The organism is Isoptericola croceus, from assembly GCF_029382255.1.
Lineage (GTDB): Bacteria > Actinomycetota > Actinomycetes > Actinomycetales > Cellulomonadaceae > Isoptericola > Isoptericola croceus.
Map to the genome: position 1 here is coordinate 77,616 of NZ_JARLLG010000009.1, position 17,675 is coordinate 95,290.

The 17,675-nt window shown below is 73.4% G+C and carries 15 protein-coding genes; 11 read left to right on the forward strand and 4 right to left on the reverse strand.

The window, feature by feature from the left end; genetic code table 11:
- Nucleotides 1-7: 7 nt before the first annotated feature.
- Complete coding sequence (locus tag PZC42_RS17045; RefSeq protein WP_277212793.1) at nt 8-883, reverse strand: spermidine synthase; 876 nt, start codon at nt 881-883, stop codon at nt 8-10.
- 96 nt (nt 884-979) lie between these two features.
- Between PZC42_RS17045 and PZC42_RS17050 the strand changes: the two genes are divergently transcribed.
- From PZC42_RS17050 to PZC42_RS17060, 3 genes are read left to right on the forward strand one after another with little or no spacing between them, the layout of a single operon-like run.
- Nucleotides 980-1,414: an SAV_6107 family HEPN domain-containing protein gene (locus PZC42_RS17050; protein WP_277212794.1), complete on the forward strand. Its 435-nt coding sequence runs from the start codon at nt 980-982 to the stop codon at nt 1,412-1,414.
- The gene (locus tag PZC42_RS17055; RefSeq protein ID WP_277212795.1) at nt 1,411-2,661 is read left to right on the forward strand and encodes a DNA polymerase IV; all 1,251 of its coding nucleotides are present in this window, start codon (nt 1,411-1,413) and stop codon (nt 2,659-2,661) included. Before PZC42_RS17050 ends, PZC42_RS17055 begins: the two co-directional genes overlap by 4 nt.
- Before the next feature lie 38 nt (nt 2,662-2,699).
- Nucleotides 2,700-3,122, forward strand: coding sequence for an SCO2097 family morphological protein (locus PZC42_RS17060; protein ID WP_277212796.1), 423 nt, complete (start codon nt 2,700-2,702; stop codon nt 3,120-3,122).
- A gap of 44 nt (nt 3,123-3,166) precedes the next feature.
- Here the strand turns inward: PZC42_RS17060 and PZC42_RS17065 are convergent, their stop codons facing one another.
- The 3 genes from PZC42_RS17065 to PZC42_RS17075 are packed head-to-tail and all read right to left on the reverse strand — an operon-like array spanning nt 3,167 to nt 7,831.
- The gene (locus PZC42_RS17065) at nt 3,167-5,416 is read right to left on the reverse strand and encodes a transglutaminase TgpA family protein (RefSeq protein WP_277212797.1); all 2,250 of its coding nucleotides are present in this window, start codon (nt 5,414-5,416) and stop codon (nt 3,167-3,169) included.
- Entirely contained in the window at nt 5,413-6,738 is a 1,326-nt protein-coding gene (locus tag PZC42_RS17070; protein ID WP_277212798.1) for a DUF58 domain-containing protein, read from the reverse strand. Before PZC42_RS17070 ends, PZC42_RS17065 begins: the two co-directional genes overlap by 4 nt.
- Nucleotide 6,739: 1 nt before the next feature.
- Nucleotides 6,740-7,831 (reverse strand): AAA family ATPase, encoded by a 1,092-nt coding sequence (locus PZC42_RS17075; RefSeq protein WP_438802964.1) that lies wholly within the window; start codon nt 7,829-7,831, stop codon nt 6,740-6,742.
- 285 nt (nt 7,832-8,116) lie between these two features.
- Between PZC42_RS17075 and mraZ the strand changes: the two genes are divergently transcribed.
- From mraZ to murD, 8 genes are all read left to right on the forward strand, one after another.
- Nucleotides 8,117-8,551 carry a division/cell wall cluster transcriptional repressor MraZ gene (mraZ, locus tag PZC42_RS17080; RefSeq protein ID WP_277212879.1) on the forward strand — a complete coding sequence of 145 codons (435 nt, stop codon included), beginning with the start codon at nt 8,117-8,119 and terminating at the stop codon, nt 8,549-8,551.
- A 168-nt stretch (nt 8,552-8,719) separates the two neighbouring features.
- Entirely contained in the window at nt 8,720-9,739 is a 1,020-nt protein-coding gene (rsmH, locus tag PZC42_RS17085) for a 16S rRNA (cytosine(1402)-N(4))-methyltransferase RsmH (protein WP_277212799.1), read from the forward strand.
- On the forward strand, nt 9,736-10,158 hold the full coding sequence (ftsL, locus tag PZC42_RS17090; RefSeq protein WP_277212800.1) for a cell division protein FtsL: 423 nt from the start codon (nt 9,736-9,738) through the stop codon (nt 10,156-10,158). Before rsmH ends, ftsL begins: the two co-directional genes overlap by 4 nt.
- A gap of 59 nt (nt 10,159-10,217) precedes the next feature.
- Entirely contained in the window at nt 10,218-12,137 is a 1,920-nt protein-coding gene (locus PZC42_RS17095) for a peptidoglycan D,D-transpeptidase FtsI family protein (RefSeq protein ID WP_277212801.1), read from the forward strand.
- Nucleotides 12,138-12,165: 28 nt separating this feature from the next.
- Nucleotides 12,166-13,764, forward strand: a complete 1,599-nt coding sequence (locus PZC42_RS17100; protein ID WP_277212802.1) for a UDP-N-acetylmuramoyl-L-alanyl-D-glutamate--2,6-diaminopimelate ligase — start codon at nt 12,166-12,168, stop codon at nt 13,762-13,764.
- Entirely contained in the window at nt 13,761-15,167 is a 1,407-nt protein-coding gene (locus PZC42_RS17105; RefSeq protein WP_277212803.1) for a UDP-N-acetylmuramoyl-tripeptide--D-alanyl-D-alanine ligase, read from the forward strand. Before PZC42_RS17100 ends, PZC42_RS17105 begins: the two co-directional genes overlap by 4 nt.
- Nucleotides 15,164-16,246: a phospho-N-acetylmuramoyl-pentapeptide-transferase gene (mraY, locus tag PZC42_RS17110; RefSeq protein ID WP_277212804.1), complete on the forward strand. Its 1,083-nt coding sequence runs from the start codon at nt 15,164-15,166 to the stop codon at nt 16,244-16,246. Before PZC42_RS17105 ends, mraY begins: the two co-directional genes overlap by 4 nt.
- Nucleotides 16,243-17,667, forward strand: a complete 1,425-nt coding sequence (murD, locus tag PZC42_RS17115) for a UDP-N-acetylmuramoyl-L-alanine--D-glutamate ligase (protein ID WP_277212805.1) — start codon at nt 16,243-16,245, stop codon at nt 17,665-17,667. The genes mraY and murD overlap by 4 nt, the downstream gene beginning before the upstream one ends.
- Nucleotides 17,668-17,675 lie beyond the last annotated feature (8 nt).

The following is a 17,675-nucleotide window of genomic DNA, read 5'->3' on the forward strand; positions in this document are numbered from 1 at the left end:
GCAGGCCTCAGCCCAGGCCGGCGAAGCGAGCGACCTCGCCGTCGGTCAGGAGCCGTGCGGGTACGGGAAGGCTGCGCAGGGCGCGGGCGAGGGACGCCTCGCGCAGGTCGACCCGTGCGCCCGGGCTGCCTTCCGAGCCGCCCGCGCGAACGGCGGCGAGCACGACGTTGCCGTACCGGCGGCCCTTGAGCACACCCGGCTCGGCGATCAGACCCAGCCGCCCCTGCGGTGCACAGCCCGGACCGAAGGTCTCGGCGAGCGCGACGGCCTCGCGGCGGGCGAGGTCCAGCGGTGGGCGGTCGGCACAGTTCGCCAGGAGCACGCCGCCGGGGCGCAGGACGCGCAGTGCGGCGGCGGCGAAGTCCTCGCCCACCAGGTGGTCGGGTGTCCGGTCGCCGTCGAACGCGTCCCTGACGACGACGTCGAAGGACCCGGCCGGCAGGCTCGCCAGTGCGCGGCCGCCGTCGTCGGCACGCAGGCGCAGCCGGGGGGAGCGGGGTAGGGAGAACCACTCGCGCACGAGCGTCAGCAGGCGGGCGTCGATGTCGACGCCGAGCTGACGCGACGCGGGTCGGACGTGCTCGATCTGGCGCGGGAGCGCGCACCCGGCGGCGCCGAGGTGGAGCGCGCGCACGGGACCCGCGGGCAGCAGGTCGACGACGGCGGCCATCTGCTGGAGGTACTCGAAGGCGAGGAAGCCGGGGTCGTCGAGGTCGAGGCACGAGCTCGGCACCCCGTTGACGTGCAGCGTCACCCGCGCGGCATGGTCGGGGTCCGGTTCGACGTGTGCGGTGCCGGTGTCGATCGGGACGGGACCGGTGGGGAGTGTCGGTGCCACGCGGGAGGATCGGTCCTGACGGATCGTGCGAGAGCGTCTGGCCATGTGAACATCCTCTCCCGCGCAGACGTCTTGACAGGATCGAACAGGCGTTCGAAGATGCGAGGGTGGGATGGTCCCCCAGTGGTCAGGAGGTGTGCGATGACAGCACGAGGTGGTGCACCCGTGCCGGACCGCGTGGACAGGCTGCTGGTGCGGGCGGACGCGGAGCTGGCCTCCGCGGTCCTGGCTACCGACCCGGGGGAGCGCTTCGTCCACGCTCATCTGGCGGCGCTGCGCTCCGCCGCTGCGGTCGTGGCGCTGCACGGCGACGCGCCGCGCGGGCGCGCCCGCGCCGTGTGGGACCTTCTGACCCGCGTCGAGCCCGAGCTGGCGGCGTGGAGCGTGTACTTCGCGTCCGGGGCGCGGCTGCGGGCCGCCGTGGACGCCGGGCACGGTGAGGACGTAACCCCGGCCCGCGCGGACGAGCTGCTCGCGTGCGCCGAGGACTTCCGCGACGAGGTCGGCCTCCGGCTGGACCCGGGCGCCGGGTTCTCCCTCCGGGCCTCGCGCGACGCCGTGACGGCGGCATCGTGAGCCGCGGCCCGCGGGCCTCGATGGTGCGACGCGACTGGGGCGACGACGAGGACGGGGCGTCGATCCTGCACGTGGACATGGATGCGTTCTTCGCGTCGGTCGAGCTGGCGAGAAGGCCGTCCTTGCGGGGGCTGCCGGTGATCGTGGGTGGCCGGGAACGCGGGGTCGTGCTCGCCGCCACCTACGAGGCACGGGCCTACGGCGTCCGTTCGGCGATGCCGATGGTCCATGCGCTGCGTCGGTGCCCGCAGGCGGTCGTGGTGGCGCCCGACCAGCGGCGCTATCGAGATGTGTCACGCTCGGTGATGGCGATGCTGAGTGACGTCACGGCGGTGGTCGAGCAGGTGTCGGTCGACGAGGCGTTCCTCGACGTGTCCGGTGCTCGGCGCCGCCTCGGTCGGGCGACGACGATCGGCGCAGCGCTGCGAGAGCGCGTGCAGGATGAGCACGGCATCACGTGCTCGGTGGGGATCGGACGGAACAAGCTCGTCGCGAAGCTGGCCTCGACCCACGCCAAGCCCGACGGCATGCTCCTGATCCCGGCGACAGCGACCGAGTCGTTCCTGCGCGCGCTGCCTGTCGGCGCGCTGTGGGGGGTCGGTGAGAAGACCGAGCAGGTCCTGGCTCGCTGGGGTATCACCACCGTCGCGGAGCTGGCGGACACGGACGTCGACGTCCTGCAGGCGGCCGTCGGCAGGGTCTCCGGAGCGCATCTGCACGATCTCGCCTGGGGGCGGGACTCTCGCCCTGTCGTGGCGGGTCGTGCCGAACGCAGCATCGGCGCCGAGTCCACGTTCGGCCAGGACGTGCGCGATCTCGACGAGGTGGCACGACGCCTGCACGAGCTGAGCGACCGGGTGGCCGGCCGGATGCGACGCCAGGGTGTCGTGGCGCGCACGGTGGCACTGAAGGTGCGTACCAGTGACTTTCGGACCATGTCGCGCTCTCGCACGCTCGAAGTCCCGACCGACGTGGCCCAGGAGATGTACGGGGTCGCCCGCGACCTGCTCGCGGGCGTCGATCTCCACGGGCTGCCGGTCCGCCTGGTCGGGGTCCGGGGGGAGAACCTCCGCGCCCGTACGGAGCTCACGTCACAGCCGACGCTCTTCGAGGAAGGTGACCCGCACACGGGCGCTCGCCGCGACGCCGAGCTGGCGGTGGATGCCGTCCGGGAGCGGTTCGGGTCGGCGGCGATCGCTCTCGGTGCGTCGCCGACTACCGTCCAGCGCCCAGCGGGCATATCCTAGGGGCAGGCCACGAAACTACAGCGAGATCGGGGGGCCCGATGCCTCTGTCCGAGTACGAGCAGCGCGTGCTGGAGCAGATGGAGCGCGCGCTCGAGAGCGACGACCCCCGGCTGGCCACCACGCTCCAGCGGTCCAGCCGTCGTTCGCCGCTGCGCTACGTACTCGCGGGGCTCTGCGTCGTGCTGGGTCTGGTCCTGCTCGTCATCGGTGTGGCGTCGTCACTGACGCTGCTGGGCGTGGCTGGATTCGTCCTGATGTTCACTGGCGTCGTCTACGCCTTCTCGGCGCCGCGCAAGAAGGGGCCGCAGGGCGTGGTCAACGCCGACGGTACCGTCGAGCCTTCCGGGCCGCACGCCAGGGCTGGTAAGCGGTCCACCGGTAGCGCTGCGCCGACGAAGGGCCCGGGGTTCTTGGCCCGTCTCGAGGAGCGGTGGGACCGACGGCGCGAGCAGGGTCGGTAGTCCTGCAGGTTCGGTAGTCCTGCCTTGTGGCGACCGAGCCGTCGTCACGTCCGGGCAGACAGCCTCTCCGTGACCCGCGCCGCGACATCGGCGAGGTCTGCCTCCGACCCGTCCTGCCCTCCGGGTTCGCTCGGCTCGTCCGGTCCCGCGTAGCGCGACCGTTCGACGGCCTCCGCCAGTGTCGTCAGGTCGTCGCGCACCTCACGGGGCGGTTCCGTGCCGCGTGCTCGGGCGACCGCGTCGACCACGGCCTGCGGTGCCTGTCGAGGCGTCGTGGGTGGGGGCAGCGTCACACCCTCGCGAGCGAGCGCGGTGATCACCCGCTGCCAGGCGCTCTCGGCGTCGACCGGGACGGCGTCGCGCCGGCGGCGCAGCAGGAAGAAGGCTGTGGAGCCGGCGCCGGCGAGGAGTGCTGTCACCACGACGACCCAGGCCCAGACAGGCAGCGTGCTCTCCGGCTCGGGCTCGACGGCGACGGCCGGCTCTGTCGGTTCTGCCGGTCGATCCGTCTGCTCGGGCTGCTCCGCGGCGGGCGTGGGTACCTCCCGCGGTTCCGCGGCGTCTGCCGGCGCGTCAACCACGTCGGTCGTGTACTCGGGCGCCGCTCCCGTCTGCGTCGCAGGAGTCGGCTCGAAGCGGACCCAGCCGACTCCCTCGAAGTACAGCTCCGGCCAGGCGTGCGACTCCTTGCCGGTCACCTGCCACCGGGTCTCGTCCGTGCGCGGGTTCTCGACGGCGTCGCCCGGGAGGAACCCCACCCCGAGCCGTGTGGGGATGTCCAGGGTGCGCGCCATGACGGACATGGTCGTCGCGAACTGGACGCAGTAGCCGGTGCGGTGCTGCAGGAAGTCCCACACCGGGTCGCCGGTGCCACCACGGGGGAGCTGGGTCGAGTAGGTGAACTCACCCGGGTCGCGGAGCCACTGCTGCAGCGCGACAGCCTGGTCGTAGGCGTTGCGCGAGCCGCCTGCGATCTCCGCGGCGAGCGAGGCCACGTCCTCGGAGTGCGCTGTCTCGGGCACCGTCAGGTAGGCGTCCTCGGCGATACCGGGGCCGGCGTCGCGCAGGATCTCAGGATCGAGGTCGCGGGGGCGCACGCCGAGCGTGTAGACGTCGCCGACGTCGGTCCGGTCGCCGACCACCTCGTCGCGCAGCGGGTCGTAGCCCCAGGTCCCGCCGACGTCGACGCGTCGGGGCTCCAGGCTGACGGGCAGCTGGTCGTCGCGCAGCGCGCCGACGGTGATCGACAGGTCCTGGCGCTCCCCGAGCCCACCGGTGTCCAGGTCGCCGGGCCAGAGCACCTCCTCCGGGGTGAACGGCTGGCCCGTGCGCTCGTCGCCGCGCTGCCACCGCCGGCCGTCGAACGCGGTGGCGGTGTAGGTGCGCAGCGGCCCGACGTGGTCCTCGACGCCCGTGTACGTGAGTACGACCTCGTCGGAGCGTTCCGTCAGGCTGCTCAGGACATCGAGGTCCTCCGCGAGCTGGATCGTGTCGCCGGTCGTCGTGAAGCTCTGGTACCAGGCGCCCGCGTACCCGGGCAGGTTGCTCGACACCGCGGCGACGAGCCCGGCGGCCAGCGCGACCACGACGGCCGCGGCGGTGGTGACGACGCTCCGCGCCCCCTCGGCACGTCGTACCGACGCCGGGGGGCGTTCGGGTCCCGGCCGCCTGCGGTCGGCACCCGCGACGGACAGCAGCAGGAGCAGCGCCGTGACCACGGCGACGAAGACGAAGGTGGGTACCTCGCCGACGAGCACGAGCGGGGGGCACCACAGGGCGAGCAGCGGCAGCCCGACCGCTGCGGGCCAGCGGAGCCCACCGGCCAGGGCGTCGGCCAGGAGCAGGACGGCGAGGGTGCCACCCACGGTCAGCAGCGCGATCGGCAAGGTGCCGGGAACGGGCGCGACCTCCGAACGGATGATCTCGCCGGCGTCTCCCAGGCGTTCCAGCACGCGGCCCGCACCGTCCGGACCGACGATGAGCTGGGCCTGGGACGTGGGTGCGCCGTAGCGGGACAGCACGTACCACGCTGCGACGGCGGTGCCCGCGAGCGTCGGGACGACCGATCCGCCGGCGGTGTCCTGGTACCGGCGTCCACGGCTGCGTCGCTCGAGCAGCGCGCGGGTGAGACCCGTGGCGCCGGCCACGAGAGCGATGCCGACGAGCCCGGTACGGACCCAGTCACCGGGGAGCACGAGCGCGGTGAGCGCGAGCATGGAGGCCGCCACGGCGACGGCGACCAGGACGGTCGTGGCGACGAGGCGAGCCGTCGGTCCGGCGTAGGCGGGGATCATGCGGCGCGCTCGGTCAGGGCGGACCAGGCTCGTTCCGCGGGGGTGTCCGGCGTGCAGGCCGCCACCCTCCACCCGGCGGCTCGCAGGTCGTCGGCCGTGGGGTCCACGTCGTGTCGCGCCCCGCTGGCCCGGGGGACCACCAGCAGCGCCCAGGCGACGCCGTCGGCGCCGAGCGAGGCGACGGCATGCCGCTGTCCGGAGCCGAGCGGTCCGAGCACGGCGACGACGACCTCGGACCGGACGCGGTCGGCGCGCAACGCCCGGACGGTCGTGGTCAGGGCCTCGTCCGCCTCGCTGCCCCGCAGCCCGCTGAGGTCGACCGTCGCGTCGAGCAGCTGCGCGCGGCCGGTGCGGCGGCCGGCGGCGTGCTCGGTACGGACGGGTGTGGTGGTCGTGGCGATCAGACGTGTCGGGTGCCCGGCCTCGAGGAACGACGTCGCCACCGAGGCTGCCAGCTCGACCGCCCACTCGCCGTCGTCGACCACGGTGCGGGCGGGGGCGTGCGCGCCGGACCGTTCCTCGGGGGGTGGGGCGAGGAGCCGCCGGTCCAGCAGGACCGTCACGGGGCGCAGCCCGGCACTCTCGTCGGCGCGCACCATGAGGCGTCCCTGCCGGGCGGAACCCGCCCAGTGGACGCGGCGGGGGTCGTCACCGGGGACGTACTCTCGCAGCACCGAGTCGTCGCTGGAGGCGAGGCGGGCCCCGACGGCCGCGCGATCGATGTCTCCGAGCGCCGCGGTGCGAGCCGCCAGGAGGGTGGTCCGTGGCCACACGGAGACCCTCGTCGCTCGGCCCAGCGGCTGGGTGGTCCGGGCGAGCCCGAAGGCATCGGTGCGTGTGGTGAGCACCGGTCCCAAGGGCCAGCGCCCCCGCCGCACGGGGGACAGGGAGTACTCGACCGCGATGCGGTCCGGGTGCGCGCGCACGTGCGCGCGGATCCCGGACGGCCCGGCGAGCTCGTGGGCCGCCTGCTCCGACAGCCGCAGGCGGGCGAGCCGTTCGTAGGCGGCCCCGGTCCGGGCTCGGGCCCGGACCGTGAGGCGGGTCGTCGCCGGGCGGCCGGCGACGACCGGGTCCGGCTCGATGTCACGCTCGACGTCGAGCGCCCCTCGTCCGGCGTCGAGCCGCTGCCATCCCAGGGTGGCCCACGCGGCGGCCACGGCCAGGACCCCGGCGGCTCCGAGCCCGACGACGTCGGGCAGGTCGAGGACCACCCCGGTGGCGATCAGCACGGTACCGGCGCAGATCAGCGCCCCGCCACGTCCGGTCACGCGTACCCGCGCCAGGCGCCGCAGCGCCGACCCGGCTTGCTGTCGCGTCATGTCAGTGGCTCGGGTTCGCAGTCCTGCCGACCGTCGAGCGTCGTTGGATCGCTGCGGGTGACGTGACGCCGGCCGGCACGACGGTGCGGTCGACGACGTCGCGCACGATCTCCGCGGTGGTGACTCCGGCCAGCCGGGACTCCGTGGACAGGATGAGACGGTGCGCCAGGACGGGGACGGCGAGTGCCTGGACGTCGTCGGGCAGCACGTGCTGGCGACCCGCCATCGCCGCGTGGGCCTTGGCGACCCGCAGGAGCTGCAGGGACGCGCGCGGAGAGCCGCCGAGGCGCAGCCCGGCGTGGTCGCGTGTGCCGACCACAAGGTCGATGACGTACTGCTTGACGGCGGGTGCGGCGTGGACGGCGCGAGCCCAGGCCGCGTAGCGGGTCATGGCCTCGGCGGTGGTGACGGGTTTGAGGTGCGCGAACGGGTCGGTGGCCTGCTGGGAGTCCAGCATGTGCATCTCGGCGTCGTTGTCGGGGTACCCGACCGCGAGCCGGGCCATGAAGCGGTCGCGCTGCGCCTCCGGCAGCGGGTAGGTGCCCTCCATCTCGACGGGGTTCTGTGTCGCCACGACGAGGAAGGGGCGCGGCAGCGTGTACGTCGTGCCGTCGACGGTGGTCTGGCCCTCCTCCATGCACTCGAGCAGGGCGGACTGCGTCTTCGGCGAGGCGCGGTTGATCTCGTCGCCGATGACGACGTTGTTGAACACCGGGCCGGGGCGGAACTCGAACTCGCCGGTCGACGAGCGGTAGATGTTCACCCCGGTCAGGTCGCTCGGCAGGAGGTCCGGTGTGAACTGCACCCGACCGACCCGGCAGTCGATGGTCCGGGCGAGTGCCTTGGCCAGGGTGGTCTTGCCGACCCCGGGGACGTCCTCGACGAGCAGGTGGCCCTCGGCGAGGAGCACGGCGACGGTCAGGCGGGCGAGGTCGGGCCGCCCCGTCACCACGGACTCGACCGCCGCGCGGACCCGACCCGTGGCGGCGACCAGCTCGCCGAGCCCGGCGCGCAGGGCCTCGGGACCGGTGCCCGTGCGCGAGGTCGAGGCGCGACCGTCGCTGACGGCACTGGTGGCGTGGTCGGTCTGCACAGGGTGGCCTCCGGTCGTCCGTCAGGTACTGCGAGCAGCCTAGTCCGTTCGTGACCTTCACGTGACCTCGATCACGTGGCAGCTGCGAAGGTCCTCCACCACGCTCCACCGTGCGCCTGGTCCGTTGACCTGCACGGACGGTGTTCCGTGGGCGCGGATGGGGAGTTCTCCCCGTGTCCGGACGCGCTCGGTGGAGGAAAGTGGAGTAGCGTGGAGGGAGCGGGAGCCCGAGGGGAGGTGCGGACCGTGGCAGGAGCACTGGGGGACCAGTTCCCGGGAACGGGGCTGCTCCTCGGCACGTACACCCCTCGGCTCGACGAGAAGGGCCGGCTCATCCTTCCGGCGAAGTTCCGTGCCCGGCTCGCCGCAGGGCTCGTCATGACGCGGGGCCAGGAGCGATGCCTGTTCCTCCTGCCGATGGACGAGTTCTCCCGCATGTACGACCAGGTCCGGCAGGCGCCGGTCACCAGCCGGCAGGCACGCGACTACTTGCGCGTCTTCCTGTCGGGGGCGAGCGACGAGGTGCCGGACAAGCAGGGTCGCGTGGTGATCCCCGCGGCGCTGCGCGAGTACGCCGGCCTCGACCGGGACGTCGCCGTGATCGGTGCCGGCACCCGCGTCGAGGTGTGGGACGCCCAGGCGTGGGAGACCTACCTGGCCGAGCAGGAGTCGTCGTACTCCGACGTGGCCGAGGAGATCTTCCCCGACCTGCAGTTCTGACCGGCACCACAGCAGGACGACGACAGCAACGACAGCACACGGGCGGTCCGCACGACGAGGCCTCCTCCCGCGAGGGTCTGGCGCACTTCCCCGGCGCCAGAACGACGCGGAGGGAGACCTGGCCGGGCGGGTCTCCACGACCGAGGAGCTCCGAGGAGAGGGGGCAGCATGAGCACGTACGACGACGACGGGACACGTCCCGCGCAGGACCGGCACGTTCCCGTACTGCTCCAGCGCTGCGTCGACCTGCTCGCCCCGGCGCTCAGCGAGCCAGGCAGCGTGCTCGTGGACTGCACCCTCGGGATGGGCGGGCACACCGAGGCCGTGCTCGAGCAGCTCCCGGCCGTCCGAGTGGTGGGCATCGATCGCGACCGACAGGCTCTCGAGCTTGCGTCAGCCCGGCTGGCGCGGTTCGGCGACCGGTTCACGCCCGTGCACGCCGTCTACGACGAGATCGCCGACGTCGTCGACGCGCACGCGGGCGGCTCGGCCCAGGGCGTGCTCATGGACCTGGGCGTGTCGTCCCTCCAGCTCGACGAGGCCGACCGCGGCTTCGCCTACGCCCAGGACGCCCCGCTCGACATGCGGATGGACCAGTCGCGCGGGCTGACGGCCGCGGACGTGCTCAACACGTACGACGAGCGCGACCTGGCGCGGATCCTGCGCGTGTACGGCGAGGAGCGGTTCGCGCCGCGCGTCGCGCGTGCGCTGGTGCGCCGGCGTGAGCAACGGCCGTGGGAGCGGACGGCGGAGCTCGCCGAGGTCGTGCGCGAGTCCATCCCGGCAGCGGCGCGCCGGACCGGGGGCAACCCTTCCAAGCGGACGTTCCAGGCCCTGCGGATCGAGGTGAACGGCGAGCTGGAGGTGCTCGAGCGTGCTGTACCGGCTGCGATCGAGTCGCTCGCCGTCGACGGGCGGATCGTCGTGGAGTCCTACCACTCGCTCGAGGACCGGATCGTCAAGCGTGCGATCGCGCGCGGCATCACCTCGAGCGCACCTCCCGGGCTCCCGGTGGAGCCCGAGACGCACCGGCCGTACCTCGAGGCCCTGACGCGGGGCGCCGAGGCGGCCGACGAGGTCGAGCTCGAACGCAACCCGCGGTCGGCGTCCGTCCGGTTGCGGGCCGCCCGTCGGCTGCGCCCCACGCCGGACCACCTGATGAGCCCCACCCGGAAGGAGTCGCGATGAGCGCGCTGCGAGCACCCGCCACGCTGCCGGAGCGCCGCGGCGAGCCGACGCCGCGGCGCGCCCCGCTCACCGCCCTCGAGGGCGGTGCGGGCCGCCGCCTCGACGCCGTCCGTGCACCCCTGCAGGCGACCTCGGGGTTGCCGTTCATGGTGCTCTGCGCGCTGGTGCTCGTCACCGCCCTGCTCTCCGCCCTGCTGCTCAACACGACGATGGCTCGCGGGTCCTACGAGATGTCGCGGCTGCAGCGCGAGGTCGGTCTGGTCGCGCAGGACGTCCAGGAGGTCCAGGCGGAGCTGTGGGCGGCCGAGTCGTCCCTGGCGGAGCAGGCCAAGCGGCTGGGCATGGTCCCTGCCGCGGACATGACCATGCTCTCCGTGGTCGACGGTGAGATCGTCCCGGAGCCCGTGGAGGGACCCTGAGCACGACACGCCCGGCGAGGCCCCGCACCTCGGGCCCGGCCCGGGCGCAAGATCGAGGGGTGAGGAAGCAGCCCTCCGGACGCAGCCGGACCACCAGCAGCGGCTCGGCCGGTCGGGGATCCGGGAGCGGACGGGGGGCGCCGGCCGCGTCGGGCCGCGTCACGCGCCGACGTCGGGTCGCGCCGACGGCGAAGAAGCCGGCGAAGAGGCCGGCGCGTCGGGAACCGGGGGACCCGGCCCGCCGACAGCGGTGGCTCATCGTCCTGGCGGCGATCGTCGTGACCGTCTTCGTCGGACGGCTGATCCAGGTGCAGGTGGTGCAAGGCCCCGCGCTGGCCTCCGACGCTCTGCAGGCCCGGCTGGCGACCCAGGTCACCATGGCCCACCGCGGCGACATCCTCGACGTGAACGGCACGGTGCTGGCCACCTCCGTCGACCGGTACACGATCATCGCGAACCAGGACACGATCCAGACGTTCCGGGGCAACGGTCGGTACGACGCCGAGGGCGAGCCCGTCCAGGACGGTGCGCTCGGCATCGCCCAGCTCCTCGGTCCGGTGCTGGGCGAGTCGAAGGCGACGCTCGCGGCGCGTCTGAACGGCGAGAACCGCTACGTGAGGCTCAAGAAGGACGTGGTCCCCGAGGTGCAGCGGGCCGTCGCCGAGCTGGGCCTGCGGGCGTACGTGAGCAGCGAGCTGACCTCCGAGCGGACGTACCCGGCCGGGGCCGTCGCCGGGCCGCTGCTGGGTTTCGTCGACGTGGACCAGGACGGCCAGGGCGGCATCGAGGCGGCGTTCGACGACGTGCTGGCGGGGACCGACGGTACCCACACCTACGAGCGGGGCCGCGACGGGGTGCCGATCCCGGCGTCGGCGATCGAGTCCGTCGCCGCGGTGCCCGGTCAGGACGTCCGGCTGACCATCGACGGTGACGTGCAGTGGAAGGCGGAAGAGCTGCTCGACGACGCGGTGCGGGACACCGGTTCCGCCTACGGCATGGCCATCGTCCAGGACGTGCGCACCGGCGAGATCGTGGCCATGGCCGACTCGGGCGAGGTGGACCCGAACGACCGCTCCACGGCTGCCGTCGCGGACGGGTCGCGAGCCGTGAGCGTGGTCTTCGAGCCGGGGTCGACCGGCAAGGTCATCGCGCTGGCCGCCGCCCTCGAGGGCGGCTACTGGGAGCCGACCGACCAGTTCGAGGTGCCGGACACCTACACCGTCGACGGCGAGACCTTCCGAGACTCCCACTCGCACCCGGTCGAGAGGTGGACGCTCGCGGGCATCTTCGCGCAGTCGTCCAACACCGGCACGGTCATGATGGGCGAGAAGATCCCGTTCGCCGTCCGCTACGACTACCTGCGCAAGTTCGGGTTCGGCGAGCGCACGGCGCTCGGGCTGCCGGGGGAGAGCTCGGGCCTGCTGCCGGCGGAGAACATCAACGAGGTCGAGAACCGCACGCCCTACACGATCCTCTTCGGCCAGGGCGTGGCGGTCAGTGCGATCCAGGCCACCCAGGTCTTCTCGACCATCGCGAACGGTGGGGTGAGCATGCCCGCGGCGATCCTGGCCGGGACGCAGACGGCCGACGGCGTCGTGACCGATGCGGACGCGGGCGACGGCACGCGCGTGGTCTCCGAGGAGACGGCCGCCGACGTGCTGACCCTGATGGAGGCCGCCACCAGCGAGGAGGGCACCGGCTCGAAAGCCCAGGTGCCGGGCTATCGCGTCGCCGGCAAGACGGGGACGGCGCAGATGTTCGAGGGCGGCGGTACCACGTACATGGCCTCGTACATCGGTGTCGCGCCGGCGGACGACCCGCGCTACACGGTGTCCGTCTTCCTCAAGAGCCCGCGGTCGTCGATCTTCGGTGGCGTGGTCGCCGCGCCCGTCTTCAGCGAGCTCATGGGGTACACGCTGCGCAAGGAAGGCGTGCCGCCCTCGACGGAGCCGGTCGACCAGTTCCCGCTGACCTGGTGACCTGCCCGCAGCAGGTAGGTTCTACCCCGTGACATCCCCGACCGCTCGTCTCCGTCCCGCGGATCCCGTCCCGCGTCGGTTGGCCGACCTTTCCGTGGTGTTCGGTCTCACCGTCGCGACGCCGGTGCAGCCGGCCGACGTCGTCGTGACGGCCGTCGCCAGCGACAACCGGTCAGTGGTCCCCGGCGACCTGTTCGTCGCCCTGCCCGGTGCCCGCAGCCACGGTGCGGCCTTCGCGGGCGACGCCGTCCGGCGCGGTGCACCGGCCGTGCTCACCGACGCCGCTGGTGCCGCCGTGCTGACGGACCTCGAGGTGCCGGTGCTGGTCGCGGACGACCCGCGCACGGTGCTGGGGCCCGTCGCGGCCTGGGTGCACGGCGAGCCGGCCGACCACCTGACGACGTTCGGCGTGACCGGGACCAACGGCAAGACGACGACGACATACCAGGTGGACCATCTGCTGCGCGCCCTCGGGCACCGCGGCGGGCTCGTCGGCACCGTGGAGACGCGTGCCGGCGACCAGGTGCTGCCCAGCCGTCTGACGACCCCCGAGGCCGCCGACCTGCAGGCGCTGCTGGCCACCATGCGGGAGGTCGGCGTCGACGCTCTGACCATGGAGGTCTCCTCGCACGCGGTCACGATGCGACGGGTGGACGGCATCGTCTACGACGTGGCCGGGTTCACCAACCTCAGCCAGGACCACCTGGACTTCCACGGGGACCTGCCGACGTACTTCGCGGCGAAGGCCGAGCTGTTCACCCCCGAACGGTCGCGCCGCGGTGTCGTCGTCGTGGACGACGCCTGGGGGGAGCGCATGGCGGCGACCGCCAGCGTGCCGGTCGAGACCGTGCGCACCCTGCCGGCACAGGGCGACGTGCCGGCGGCCGACTGGACCGTGTCCGACGTCACCCCGCACGGGACGGGGTCAGCCTTCACGCTGAGGCACGTCGACGGTCGCGTGCTGCGGACCTCCACCTCGCTCCCCGGCGGGTTCAACGTGGCGAACGCAGCGCTCGCCGTCGTCATGGTGCTGGCCTCCGGCGCGGCCCTGGAGGACGTCGAGACGGCGCTCGCCGCCGCGGACGGGCTCTCCGCGCGGGTGCCGGGCCGCATGGAGGTGGTCGGGACGGGCGGCGACGGGCATCCGCGGGTGATCGTCGACTTCGCGCACAACACCGACGCCCTCGAGCTCGCGCTGGCAGCGTTGCGTCCGACGACGGCGGGTCGCCTCGTCGTGGTGTTCGGTGCCACCGGGGACCGTGACCCCGGCAAGCGGCCGGCGATGGGCGCCGCGGCCGTGGCGGGCGCCGACGTCGTCGTGCTGACGGACGACGACCCGCACGACGAGGACGCCGCCAAGGTTCGTGCCGAGGTGCTCGCGGGGGCGCAGGCCGCCCGTGCGACCGCCCGCACGGCGGGACGGGACGTGGCCGTGCACGAGGTCGCACCGCGCGACGACGCCATCCGCCGTGCCGTGCTGGAGGCCGGCCCGGCCGACACCGTGCTGGTCGCCGGGCGCGGCCACGAGACCATCCAGGAGGTCCGGGGCGTCGACGTCGTCCTGGACGACCGTGTCGAGGCACGCAACGCCCTGCGTGCCCGTGCAGAGAGGACCCCATCCGCATGATCGAGCTCACCGCCGCCGAGGTCGCCGCCGCGACGTCCGGGACGCTGCGGGCCGACGCCGGGACGCCCGTGACCGGGCCCGTGGTCGTCGACTCGCGCCTCGTGTCGCCGGGGGCGCTGTTCGTGGCGGTCGCGGGCGACCGTGTCGACGGTCACGACTTCGCTGCCGCCGCCGTCGAGGCCGGCGCTGCCCTGGTGCTGGCCACCCGGCCGGTCGACGGGGTGCCGTGCGTGGTCGTGGAGGATGCTCAGGTCGCTCTGGGCGAGCTCGGCCGGGTCGTGCTGGAGCGGTTGCGCGCCGCCGGTGAGGTGCGGGTCGTCGCCGTGACGGGTTCGGTCGGCAAGACGACGACCAAGGACCTGCTCGGGCAGCTCCTCGAGCCGGAGGTCGGGCCCGAGGCGATCGTGGTGCCCGCCGGGTCCTTCAACAACGAGATCGGCCTGCCGCTCACGGTCCTGCGGGCCACGCCCGCCACGCGCGTGCTGGTCCTGGAGATGGGCGCCGACGGACCGGGCAACATCGCCGAGCTGACCCGGGTCGCACCCCCCGACGTCGGCATCGTCCTCGCGGTCGGCACGGCGCACCTGGGGCGGTTCGGCGACGTCGAGACGATCGCCCGCACCAAGGGCGAGATGGTCGAGGGGGTGCGTCCTGGCGGCACGGTCGTGCTCAACGTCGACGACTCCCGCGTCGCGACGATGGCGGACCGGGCCGGCCCGTCCACCGACGTGGTCACCTTCGGGACGATCCCCGCCGCGGGCGTCCGGGCACGGGAGGTCACCGTGGACGGAGGACGCGCCCGCTTCGCGCTCGCCACCGCCGAGGGATCCGCCCAGGTCGCGCTGCGTCTCGTCGGCGCCCACCACGTCACCAACGCCCTGGCCGCCGCGGCGGCGGCCCTCGAGCTCGGTGTGACGCTCGAGGCCGTCGCGTCGCGGCTCTCGGCGGCCACGCCCTTGAGCCCGCACCGCATGGCGGTGACCGAGCGCGCCGACGGCGTGACGATCGTCGACGACTCGTACAACGCGAACCCCGACTCGATGCGAGCGGCGTTGCGTACGCTGGCGGTGATGGCGGGTCGCACCCGCCGGTCGGTCGCCGTCGTCGGTGAGATGCGCGAACTCGGCGACGTCGCGCGCGTCGAGCACGATGCGATCGGGCGGCTCGCGGTCCGGCTCAACGTCAAGCGCCTCGTCGTCGTCGGTGAGGGGGCGTACCACGTCCACGAGGGGGCCCAGCAGGAGGGCTCCTGGGGAGAGGAGTCGGTGTTCGTGCCCGATCTTGAGGCCGCACGAGAGGTGCTCGCCGCCGAGCTGACCGAGGGTGACGTCGTCCTCGTCAAGGCGTCCCAGGGCTCCGGCCTGTGGCGTCTCGCCGACCAGCTCGTGGAGGCCGACGCGTGATCGCGGTCCTCGCAGCCGCCGGCGTCTCGTTGCTGGTCGCGCTGCTCGGCACACCCCTGTTCATCAAGTTCCTGGTGCGGCGCAACTACGGTCAGTTCGTCCGCCAGGACGGCCCGACGGCCCACTTCACCAAGCGCGGCACGCCCACCATGGGCGGCGTGGTCATCATCGGTGCCACCCTCGTCGGTGTGGCGGCGTCGATGATCCTCGCCGGCCGGCCACCCAGCGCGTCGGCGCTGCTGGCGCTCTACCTCATGACGGGCCTCGGGCTCGTCGGCTTCCTGGACGACTTCACCAAGATCCGCAAGCAGCGGTCGCTCGGGCTGACGGCGCGCGCCAAGATCGCCGGCCAGGGGTTCGTGGGCATCTCGTTCGCGGTGCTGGCCCTGCAGTTCCCCAACGCGAACTCCAGGACACCTGCCTCGACGCGAATCTCGTTCCTGCGCGACACGAACCTGGACCTTGCCTTCGCCGGTGCGACGGTGGGCCTGATCCTCTTCGTGATCTGGGCGAACTTCCTCATCACGGCCTGGTCGAACGCCGTGAACCTCACCGACGGCCTCGACGGGCTGGCCACGGGCTCGTCGCTCATCGTCTTCGGTGCCTACGTGCTGGTCGGCATCTGGCAGCTCAACCAGTCGTGCCAGCGGGCCGCTGCTGCCGGGCCGGGCTGCTACGAGGTGCGCGACCCTCAGGACCTGGCGATCGTCGCCGCCGCGATCATGGGAGCCTGTGTCGGCTTCCTGTGGTGGAACGCGAGCCCCGCGAAGATCTTCATGGGCGACACCGGCTCGCTCGCCCTGGGCGGGGCGCTCGCCGGGCTGTCGATCCTGAGCCGCACGGAGATCCTCGCGGCGATCATCGGTGGCCTGTTCGTCATCATCGTGATGAGCGACATCATCCAGATCGGCTCGTTCAAGCTGACGGGCAAGCGCGTGTTCAAGATGGCACCGCTGCACCATCACTTCGAGCTGTCCGGGTGGGGCGAGGTGACGATCGTCATCCGCTTCTGGCTCATCGCAGGGTTCTTCGCGGCCCTCGGGATGGGTGTGTTCTACGCCGAGTGGGTCGTCAGTTGAACGAGCCCGTCCTCCGGTCGGCGGACGGCGCCCGCGTGGTGGTGGCCGGGCTGGGTGTGACGGGCCGCGCCGTCGTGGCAGCGCTGGTCGGCCGTGCCGCATCGGTGGTGACGGTGGACGCACGGGCCGCCGACGCCGACATCTCCGGGCCGGATGCGTCCGACGTCTCCGTCGCGGCCCGGCTCCTGGCCGCGACGGACCTCGTGGTGGTCTCCCCGGGGTGGCCGCCGTCGGCGCCCCTGCTCGCGACGGCCCGCGCTGCGGGCGTGCCCGTCTGGAGCGAGGTCGAGCTCGCCTGGCGGCTGCGTGCCGGGGCGCCCTGGCTGGCGGTGACCGGCACGAACGGCAAGACCACCACAGTCCAGATGCTGTCCTCGATCCTCGTCGCCGCTGGGCTGCGCACCGCCGCGGTGGGCAACGTGGGGACGCCCGTGCTGGCCGCGGCGCAGGACGCGAGCCTCGACGTGCTCGCCGTCGAGCTCTCCAGCTTCCAGCTGCACCACACCGTCTCGATGTCGGTCGAGGCCGGCGCCGTGCTCAACGTGGCGGCGGACCACCTCGACTGGCACGGATCGCTGGACGCGTACGCCGCGGCCAAGGGCCGCGTGTACCGGGGGGCGCAGGTGGCCTGCGTCTACAACGTGGCCGACCCCCGCACCGAGCAGCTGGTGCGGGACGCCGACGTCGCCGAAGGGGCCCGCGCCGTCGGCTTCACCCTGGGCGCGCCCGGCCCGGGACAGCTCGGCGTCGTCGAGGGCGTCCTGGTCGACCGCGCCTTCCACGCGCCCGTCGACGCCCGCGACAGGCTGCGGACCGCTGCAGAGCTGGGTACCCTGGACGACCTGGCCCACCTGGGGTCGGCCGGCGCGCCGCCGCACGTCGTGGCGGACGCCCTCGCCGCCGCGGCGCTCGCCCGTGCCCACGGGGTCGAGGCGCGTGCCGTGCGGGACGGTCTGCGGGCCTTCCGTCCGGATGCGCACCGTGCTGCCGCCGTGCGCACGCTCGACGGCGTCGCCTACGTCGACGACTCGAAGGCCACCAACGCCCACGCCGCCGCAGCGGCCCTGGCCGCGTGCGCGGCCGGGACCGCCGTGTGGGTCGCGGGAGGACTGGCCAAGGGAGCCTCCTTCGACGACCTGGTCGCGAGCCGCGCCGACCGGCTGCGCGCCGCCGTCGTCATCGGGACGGACCCGACCCCGTGGACCGACGCACTGGCCCGACACGCACCCGAGATCCCGCTCGTGGTGATCGATCCCGGCGACACTGGCACGGTGATGCTCCGGGCGGTGGAGGCCGCGCGGGCGCTCGCCGTCCCCGGCGACACCGTGCTGCTGGCTCCGGCGGGGGCGTCCATGGACCAGTTCTCGTCCTACGCCGAACGGGGTGACGCCTTCACCGCCGCGGTGCAGGGCCTGGCGTAGGGAGCAGG

What these genes read in the sequence shown, in the direction of transcription:
- PZC42_RS17045 (WP_277212793.1), bottom strand. Translation starts at nt 883, where the DNA reads ATGGCCAGACGCTCTCGCACGATCCGTCAGGACCGATCCTCCCGCGTG.
- PZC42_RS17050 (WP_277212794.1), top strand. Translation starts at nt 980, where the DNA reads ATGACAGCACGAGGTGGTGCACCCGTGCCGGACCGCGTGGACAGGCTG.
- PZC42_RS17060 (WP_277212796.1), top strand. Translation starts at nt 2,700, where the DNA reads ATGCCTCTGTCCGAGTACGAGCAGCGCGTGCTGGAGCAGATGGAGCGC.
- PZC42_RS17065 (WP_277212797.1), bottom strand. Translation starts at nt 5,416, where the DNA reads ATGATCCCCGCCTACGCCGGACCGACGGCTCGCCTCGTCGCCACGACC.
- PZC42_RS17070 (WP_277212798.1), bottom strand. Translation starts at nt 6,738, where the DNA reads ATGACGCGACAGCAAGCCGGGTCGGCGCTGCGGCGCCTGGCGCGGGTA.
- rsmH (WP_277212799.1), top strand. Translation starts at nt 8,720, where the DNA reads ATGAGCACGTACGACGACGACGGGACACGTCCCGCGCAGGACCGGCAC.
- ftsL (WP_277212800.1), top strand. Translation starts at nt 9,736, where the DNA reads ATGAGCGCGCTGCGAGCACCCGCCACGCTGCCGGAGCGCCGCGGCGAG.
- PZC42_RS17105 (WP_277212803.1), top strand. Translation starts at nt 13,761, where the DNA reads ATGATCGAGCTCACCGCCGCCGAGGTCGCCGCCGCGACGTCCGGGACG.